This window comes from Mesorhizobium sp. WSM4976 (assembly GCF_029625685.1).
Lineage (GTDB): Bacteria > Pseudomonadota > Alphaproteobacteria > Rhizobiales > Rhizobiaceae > Mesorhizobium.
Window position 1 is genome coordinate 1 of sequence record NZ_JARTVT010000067.1, and the last position, 7,205, is coordinate 7,205.

Annotated in this window: 6 protein-coding genes and 3 pseudogenes; 6 read left to right on the forward strand and 3 right to left on the reverse strand. The window is 60.7% G+C overall.

The features are described 5' to 3' along the window. Positions 1-986 precede the first annotated feature (986 nt). The 5 genes from P9272_RS35425 (at position 987) to P9272_RS36150 (ending at position 6,231) form a co-directional block, all read left to right on the forward strand. The gene (locus P9272_RS35425; RefSeq protein WP_278164806.1) at positions 987-1,178 is read left to right on the forward strand and encodes a hypothetical protein; all 192 of its coding nucleotides are present in this window, start codon (positions 987-989) and stop codon (positions 1,176-1,178) included. A gap of 1,006 nt (positions 1,179-2,184) precedes the next feature. Further along, positions 2,185-3,654: an efflux RND transporter periplasmic adaptor subunit gene (locus tag P9272_RS35430; protein ID WP_278164807.1), complete on the forward strand. Its 1,470-nt coding sequence runs from the start codon at positions 2,185-2,187 to the stop codon at positions 3,652-3,654. 13 nt (positions 3,655-3,667) lie between these two features. Continuing rightward, on the forward strand, positions 3,668-4,411 hold the full coding sequence (locus P9272_RS35435) for an ABC transporter ATP-binding protein (protein ID WP_278164809.1): 744 nt from the start codon (positions 3,668-3,670) through the stop codon (positions 4,409-4,411). Between the two features lie 55 nt (positions 4,412-4,466). Beyond that, on the forward strand, positions 4,467-5,627 hold the full coding sequence (locus P9272_RS35440; RefSeq protein WP_278164811.1) for an ABC transporter permease: 1,161 nt from the start codon (positions 4,467-4,469) through the stop codon (positions 5,625-5,627). Between the two features lie 415 nt (positions 5,628-6,042). Beyond that, a complete protein-coding gene (locus tag P9272_RS36150) occupies positions 6,043-6,231 on the forward strand; it encodes a DUF6647 family protein (RefSeq protein WP_347404092.1) in 189 nt (62 codons plus the stop codon). A gap of 79 nt (positions 6,232-6,310) precedes the next feature. Here P9272_RS36150 and P9272_RS35445 read toward each other — a convergent pair. The 3 genes and pseudogenes from P9272_RS35445 to P9272_RS36155 all read right to left on the reverse strand — a co-directional run. Then, a pseudogene (locus P9272_RS35445) lies at positions 6,311-6,457 on the reverse strand (IS256 family transposase); the annotation flags it as partial. A gap of 51 nt (positions 6,458-6,508) precedes the next feature. After that, positions 6,509-6,730, reverse strand: a pseudogene (locus tag P9272_RS35450) (integrase core domain-containing protein); the annotation flags it as partial. 19 nt (positions 6,731-6,749) lie between these two features. Further along, positions 6,750-7,046 carry a DDE-type integrase/transposase/recombinase gene (locus P9272_RS36155; RefSeq protein ID WP_347404093.1) on the reverse strand — a complete coding sequence of 99 codons (297 nt, stop codon included), beginning with the start codon at positions 7,044-7,046 and terminating at the stop codon, positions 6,750-6,752. On the opposite strand from P9272_RS36155, the pseudogene P9272_RS35455 reads away from it, so the two are divergent. After that, a pseudogene (locus P9272_RS35455) lies at positions 7,012-7,205 on the forward strand (transposase); the annotation flags it as partial. The gene P9272_RS36155 and the pseudogene P9272_RS35455 sit on opposite strands and share 35 nt — an antisense overlap.

A 7,205-nucleotide genomic window follows, 5' to 3' on the forward strand; every position in this document is an offset into this window, starting at 1 on the left:
CCGTGATCCGCATATTGTGCCAGGTCCATCGCAGCAACTCCGTGCATTGCCAGAAACTATGACGCCATATAGCGTCACTGGGGGGCCTTCCTTGACAGTGCCGCGCGCTCGGAGGGTCAGGTCGCAACACGATTCGGCCCTCGTCTGTTTCACACAGACTTTTGTTTATTTCCCGCGACCCTTGAACCAAACGGCAGGTGCTTGGGTTTAGAGTGGAGCTGGGCTGGTGGACGTTCTCGCAGGGAAATTCCATCTGGGAACGTTCCCTTTCGGGCGAGTTCCGCCCATGAGACCGTCCTCTGCTGGATGCGGTGCCCAAACCTTTCGGCAGTTGGCCACTTCAGAAGAGTTCCGTCGGAGGCTGTGCAAGCGGCTGGATTTGGTGGTCGAACCGACGCTGCCGAACTCCTTCGCTCAGTTGCTAGAAGCGCTGGATGAGCAGGAAGAGAAAAAGACGCAAACTCCCAGGAACTGAATCCGGCTCGGCCCAGCAAGAGCAAAACCCGCCGCAGCTAATCAGCGTAAGCGACGGGCTTTTCTGCGACGGAGAGAGCAGCTACACCTCGGCGGATCGACTGCATCTTCTAAATCGCCACGCCGTGAATTTGTTCCAGTGGGCACCTTTTTGGTCGGCTAGGCCTCTCTGTTGACGTCCTAGCGACGGAATTCCTATCCTGACCACCAGCCGGCGCGCGCTTAGGTGTCCCTAAACTCGTTGGAACAGTGCTGGGGGCTGTGAGGGTCGAGCCGCAGGGTAGACGATTCGGCTCTCATCCGATTTTTGTTGATTGCCAGCCACCCTCCGATATCATGATAATCGGTCTCAATTCAGCGGCACCCCAACCCCCCGGTCTAGTCCCCGCCGCTGCAAGGCCCAAGCTCAAGCCCGGCAGCCCCCTGTCGGGCTTTTTCTTTTCATCGATTTTCGGAAACATATCCAAGGTTCAGATGTTGCGGCAGATCGGGGCGCTGGAGGGAGCCAGCCAATGTCAGATGAGAACCAGACGACATCGCTCGTCCAGAGGCTCGTTGAACAAACAGGCATTACCGAGGCGCAAGCGCACGAACTTGCTCTCCTGATCGGCCTGAATTGGAATTCGCTGATGCGGGAGGCGAAGCTCCTTGCGGCTGGGGCAAGGGCTGAGGTCGCCCAGATCGGGCCACTGGCCGAGGGTTGACGGCTTAGGGAACGGAATTCCTATCCTCACCACCAGTCCGCCAGCCTGGGAGCAGCTCTCCTTGCAGGCGAAAGTGATGGAAGGCATACCGGCGCGGCGCTGCTGTTTGACGGCACGTCACGGCCGGTTTCCGCGTGCCCTACGTCAAGCCTTGTCGATGTTGACCGAGGTTCGTGCTGGCGTTGCTGAGACGACTTAGATTGTCCCCGAACGCACTTGCACGTAGTTAATTAAGTGCTAATGTAGATCGCCTTATCGCTGGTTGATGAGATCAAGCGACGAACTGGAGGGTGCGCTTCGGCGTGCTGGGATCTGTTTTTCGGATTGCGGCGTTTGCGCATTTGGTGAAATGATCACATCCAGAAGAGTGTTATGAGGCGCGGCGATCTAGCGCCCGCCGCCATGCCTCCCATCCCCATAGCTTAAAGACTGACCATACCATACCGGTCAAGACCGGAGTGCATTGCTTTTCTTTTGTCTGCAGCCCACTGCCAGAGGGTCTGCGATGAGGGAGATGTTGGATTCTGGCCAACAATGGAGGAACCCATGTACAGACATTTGCTCTTATCGATTGCTACCGCCATTTCCATGGGCGGAGCGCTCATGCTTGGGACTGATGGCGCGGGAGCGCAGAATTTGTGTCCTGGCGTTTCGGCCACACAGTGCACAGACCTGTGCGGCACCGCCGGGGTCGCTTCCTGCACGAAGACAGGGTCGACTCCTGATTGCGTCTGCAACACGACGACCAAAGACGTGAACGGCAACGCGAACGGCACGGCGACGACGGACAGTGGGAGCGGCCAGGGCAATTTGGGCAACAAGACCGACACAAGCTGCACTGGCAATACGGGTCAATGCAAGAAATAGAAAGCAGGGGCATCGCCTCGCTTTAGGCAACGGGACCTCGTCAGCTTTCAAGTGTGGGCACGTGACGTGTTACCGCTTGGTGGCCACGCCGAAACCGCCGGGAGAGCGTCCGCCCTCCCGGCAATCTGGATGTCAGCACATGATAATGCGCAGTGTCTTGTTTGCAGCGGTAGCCGTCGGCGCGGCAACAGCACCGGACGCGTCGGTCGGGCCGTCAATGACATCGGGGGCCGAGCGGGTGTCCTCTGCTTTCCGGCAGCTACTGATGCAGGTGAAGCCTTCGCACCCTGACGCGCAGACGACACCGGCTTACCAAACCGAAGCCGCGGAGCGGGGCGACATTGTAACGACCGTGCAAGCTGCCGGCACGCTCAACGCACTGGTGACCGTGGAAGTCGGGTCTCAGCTTTCCGGCCGGATCAAGGAGCTCTACGCGGATTTCAATTCCAAGGTGACTTTGGGTCAGGTCATCGCGCGTGTCGAACCGGAAATGTATGAGGCCCGGGTGGCCCAGGCCGAAGCCGAATTGGAGATGGCGCAGACGCAGGTTTCGGTGCAGCAGGCGCAGATCGAACGAGTCCGGGCCGAGTTGGAGACCGCTGAAGCCAAGCATGAAGCGGCGGTGGGTCAGAACAGGCGTGCGCAAATAGGGCTTGCCGAGGCGCTCCAGGACATGGAACGCAAGCGGCCTTTGGCACAGCGCAATGTGATTACGGCAGGCGAATGGGAGCGCACCCAGAACGCGCACGAATCGGCCGAAGCACAGGCCTCATCCATCGGTGCGGAGGAGTTGTCGCAGCTGGCCGGCGTCCGCGCCGCCCAATCAAGCGTCAGCATGGCTGATGCGGAACTCGCTAACATGCTGGCCCAGGTCAAGCAGAGGGAAGCCATGCTTCGGCAGGCTCGGATCGATCTCGAGCGGACCTATATCCGGGCGCCGGTCACCGGCACAGTGGTCAACCGTGCGGTGAGCGGGGGGCAGACACTCGCGGCGGGCTTGCAGACGCCGATCCTGTTCACCATAGCCAAAGACCTGACGCAGATGCAGGTCGAAGCAACAGTGGTTGAAGCTGATATCAGTCGTTTTGCCGTCGGACAGCCCGTCACCTTCACCGTTGACGCCTATCCCGATCGCATTTTCGCCGGCTCGGTAAAGCAGATCCGCAAGGCCCCGCAAATCGTGCAGAATGTCGTCGCCTACGTGGTCGTGGTGGCTGCCGAAAACCCTCAAGAGCTTCTGCTACCCGGCATGACGGCCAATCTCGACGTGGTGGTGGCAAGGCGGGAACATGTTCTCAAAGTGCCCAATGCCGCCCTGCGTTTCCGACCACAGGACCCAGGGCCGGACCAGCATAACCTCGCAGCTGCACCTTTATCCAAGGCCGCAGAGCGAGATACAGAACCTGGATCGAGCGGCGGCCAGGTGTTCGTGCTGGGGCCGCACGGTAAACCAAGGGCGGTTCCGCTCCGCCTCGGGATCACTGACGGCCGAACGACCGAGGTTTTGGCTGGCGACCTCACGGAGACGCAGTCGGTGATCGTTGGGGTCGCCGCACCCGCCCCGGCGGAGGATGCGACTTCCGTGCTGATTAGATTCCGCTTTCAGTGAGAGAGCACCGCGCGTGGCCTTTATCGACGTCGAGGAAGTACACCGCAGCTACCGTATCGGGGGCTCGTGCATCAGGGCGCTAGACGGCGTGAGCATGAAAATCGAGCGGGGCGAATTCGTCGCAGTGAAGGGGGCATCGGGCTCGGGCAAGTCCACTTTCATGAACATCCTGGGCTGCCTCGACCGGCCGACCGAAGGCCGATATCGACTGGACGGGATCGATGTCAGCCGCCTTCATCACGATGCGCTCGCCGCCATTCGTAACCGTAGCATCGGTTTCGTGTTCCAGTCATTCAATCTGCTGCCGCGCGCCAGCGCCGTGGAAAATGTCGAGCTGCCGCTCCTCTATCGTCGGATGTGGCCGGGCACGCGCCGCCGACGCGCGCTCGCGATGCTGGAAAAATTTGGTCTGGCGAACCGGGCGTATCATAAGCCGTCTGAGTTATCGGGCGGTCAACAGCAGCGCGTTGCAATCGCCCGTGCTCTGGTCGCCGAACCCTCGGTTCTGCTCGCTGATGAGCCCACCGGTGCGCTCGACAGCCGGACTGGGCAGGAGATCATGGGTATCCTCCGCGATCTAAACGGTGAAAGGGTGACGGTCGTTGTCGTTACCCACGAGACCAAGGTTGCTGCCACTGCCGATCGCATCGTGACCTTTCGGGATGGCCGACTCGTGCCTGAGGAGGCTGGGATGCGGAGCCACTTGAATTCGGACACTGCAGGTCATCTTTCGCTGGTTCGCAGCAATGCCGGGTAGCGTCAGAACAGCCCTGCGTTCGCTTCGCGCCCACCATCTGCGTAGCTCGCTCACCATGCTCGGCATCGTCATCGGCGTTGCCGCCGTCGTTGTGATGATCGCGGCGGGTATTGGGGCCCGCGACCGAATCGCAGCCCAGATCCGCAGCCTCGGCGCGAACCTTATTATGGTTACACCGGGCAGCGCGCGCATGGGCAGCGTTCGACTTGGAAGCGGGGCGGCGCCGCAACTGAGCGAAGAAGACGCGCGAGCGATCCAATCAGAGATCCCCGGTGTGATCGTGGCGGCACCACTACTGCACGCCCGCGAGCAACTGACCGTTGGATCGTTGAACTGGCAGGGGGTGCTTCGCGGTGTGACGACCGGCTACTTCACGGCGAGGGAATGGCGCGTGATCGCAGGCCGCGAGATGACCTCGGAGGACGACCGACGTGCCGCAAATGTGGTGCTCCTCGGCACGACAATGCGGGAGAAGCTGTTTGGCGAGACCGGTGCTGTTGGCTCTGCGATCCGCATCCGCGGAGTACCGTTCACGGTCATAGGTCTGCTCGAACGGAAAGGACAAAGCGTCTGGGGCGAGGATCAAGACGATGTGGCGCTGGTGCCGCTGAAAACGGCGCGCCGCCAGTTTGTCGGCATCAGTAGGGCCAACCCCGCCCTCGTGCATAATATCACCGTCAAGTTCGCCGATGGGCTATCGGCCGAGAATGTGATGGCAGCCATGCGCGATCTCCTGTGGCAACGCCATCGCTTGCGGGCGGGTCAGGAAGACAGCTTCATGATCAGCAACCTAGCGGAAGCCGCCGATGTCGAGGGGGCGACCACTCGAGTCGTCTCGCTGCTGCTGTCGGCCGTTGCTTCAGTTTCCCTTGTGGTGGGCGGCATCGGGATTATGAACATTATGCTGGTAACGGTGACGGAGCGCACCCGTGAGATCGGGCTACGGCTGGCGGTCGGTGCACGCCAACGCGACATTCTTGTCCAGTTTGTCGTCGAGGCAATTACCCTCGCATCGCTGGGTGGAATGCTAGGCGCGCTGGTCGGCATCGCCTCGGCAGTCGGCATCGGGGCCTTTGCTCGCTGGCCGATAGTTATCGACCTTAGCTCGGTGCTGCTGGCTGTTAGTTTCGCTGCCGGCGTGGGTGTTTTCTTCGGTTATTATCCCGCCCGGAAGGCGGCACGACTTCAGCCTAGCGACGCCTTGCGCGCAGAGTGACTTCCGGCGTCGAAGGCCTTGACGGTAAGGGTCAGGAACCGAGCATGGAACTGACCGCAGTCAGAGCGCCGGGATGAATACCAATTCGGGGCTTCGGCTCTTGATCCGGTCGAGCCCTTTCACTGAAATTTGTCGTGGAGGAAACGGATGCGACTGAAAACCGGGACCATAGCCCTCGCCGCTGGGATGTGGACGGCGCTGCCGCGCACAGGTTGCGCGATCAGGATCGGCCGATCCGGCAGTTGCGCTGCCGGGAACCAACCACGTCGTGACGCCCGCAGCTTTCGCCGGCCCCCGAGGGTGACCGCAGACCGCGATAGGTGACTTGCTCTCGGCTGAATTTGGCCTTTCTAAGATACGAAGACGATCTGTCTGCTCGACGGATGGATAGGCGCAACCGCGATCCGAACTCTCGGTGCTGGTGCACGAAATGGTACATTACCTGCAGAATGCAGGAGGGCTCAAATTCGCCTGCCCCGCGGAGCGCGAGCAGATGGCCTACAATGCACAGGAGCGCTGGCTTCAGCTTTTCGGCCGTAGTCTGGAGGCGGGATTCGTACTGGACCCCTTCACGGTGTTGGTCCGGACAAATTGCCCTTACTGAGCCGGCTTGCGATCGCGCCCACCTACGTGGTGTAGCTGACGGCATTGGTCGTCGTGCTCTCCGGCAAGGGCCGGAATGATCAGCGTGCCACGGCTGGCAGACTGATGAGCGGATCATCGCTCATCTGGCTGATGATTTCCAGCGTCATGTATCTGGCGCGCTGCACGGTCCATTCGTAGTTCTGCTCGAGCAGCAGCGCGCCAACGAGGCGGACGATTGTCGATTTGCACTGAGAGCCAACCCCCGATTGGAGTGCGCCCGTTGGGGTGGACATCTATCAGGCGGCGTTTTGACCGGTCTTCCGGATATGTTGATCCTCGAACTGTTGCGGGCTGTGATATCCCAGCGCCGAGTGTAGCCTTCGCTTGTTGTAGGCTTCCTCGATGAGGTGAGGAAGATGCTCGATGACGTCCTCAAAGGTTTCGAACGCCATCGGGTGAACGGCCTCGACCTTGAGCGTCTTCATGAAGCTCTCGGCCTTGGCATTGTCATAGGGATTGCCCTTACGCCCGACCCGATCAGATCGGCGTCACCCAGAACCTGTCGATAGATCTCCGCTGCGTATTGGCCCCGCGATCGGAAAGATGAATGCAGCCGGGTGGCGGCCGTCTGTGGGCGATCGCCATCTTAAGGGCCGCTACGGTCAGACGCGCATCAATGGATCGGCCGATGGCATAGCCCACAACGAGGCGCGACCAAGCGTCGAGAATGATGGTGACCTGCCACTGAGTTTTTCCTCCACCTGGAGTTAGAGTCCGGCCTCGATTGAAGGACGGACAGATGAAGCGGAAGCGGTTCACGGAAGAGCAGATCATCGCGGTGCTGCGAGAGCACGAGGCGGGTGCGAAAGCGGGCGATCTGGCCCGCAAGCACGGTATCAGCGAGGCGACGCTGTATACTGGAAGGCGAAGTATGGCGGGATGGACGTGTCCGACGCCAAGCGCCTGAAGGCTCTGGAGGACGAGAACGCGAAG

Bases quoted from the DNA above. Each gene is read 5' to 3' on its own strand.
- P9272_RS35425 (WP_278164806.1), top strand. From the start codon at position 987: ATGTCAGATGAGAACCAGACGACATCGCTCGTCCAGAGGCTCGTTGAA.
- P9272_RS35430 (WP_278164807.1), top strand. From the start codon at position 2,185: ATGATAATGCGCAGTGTCTTGTTTGCAGCGGTAGCCGTCGGCGCGGCA.
- P9272_RS35440 (WP_278164811.1), top strand. From the start codon at position 4,467: ATGCTCGGCATCGTCATCGGCGTTGCCGCCGTCGTTGTGATGATCGCG.
- P9272_RS36155 (WP_347404093.1), bottom strand. From the start codon at position 7,046: ATGATCTGCTCTTCCGTGAACCGCTTCCGCTTCATCTGTCCGTCCTTC.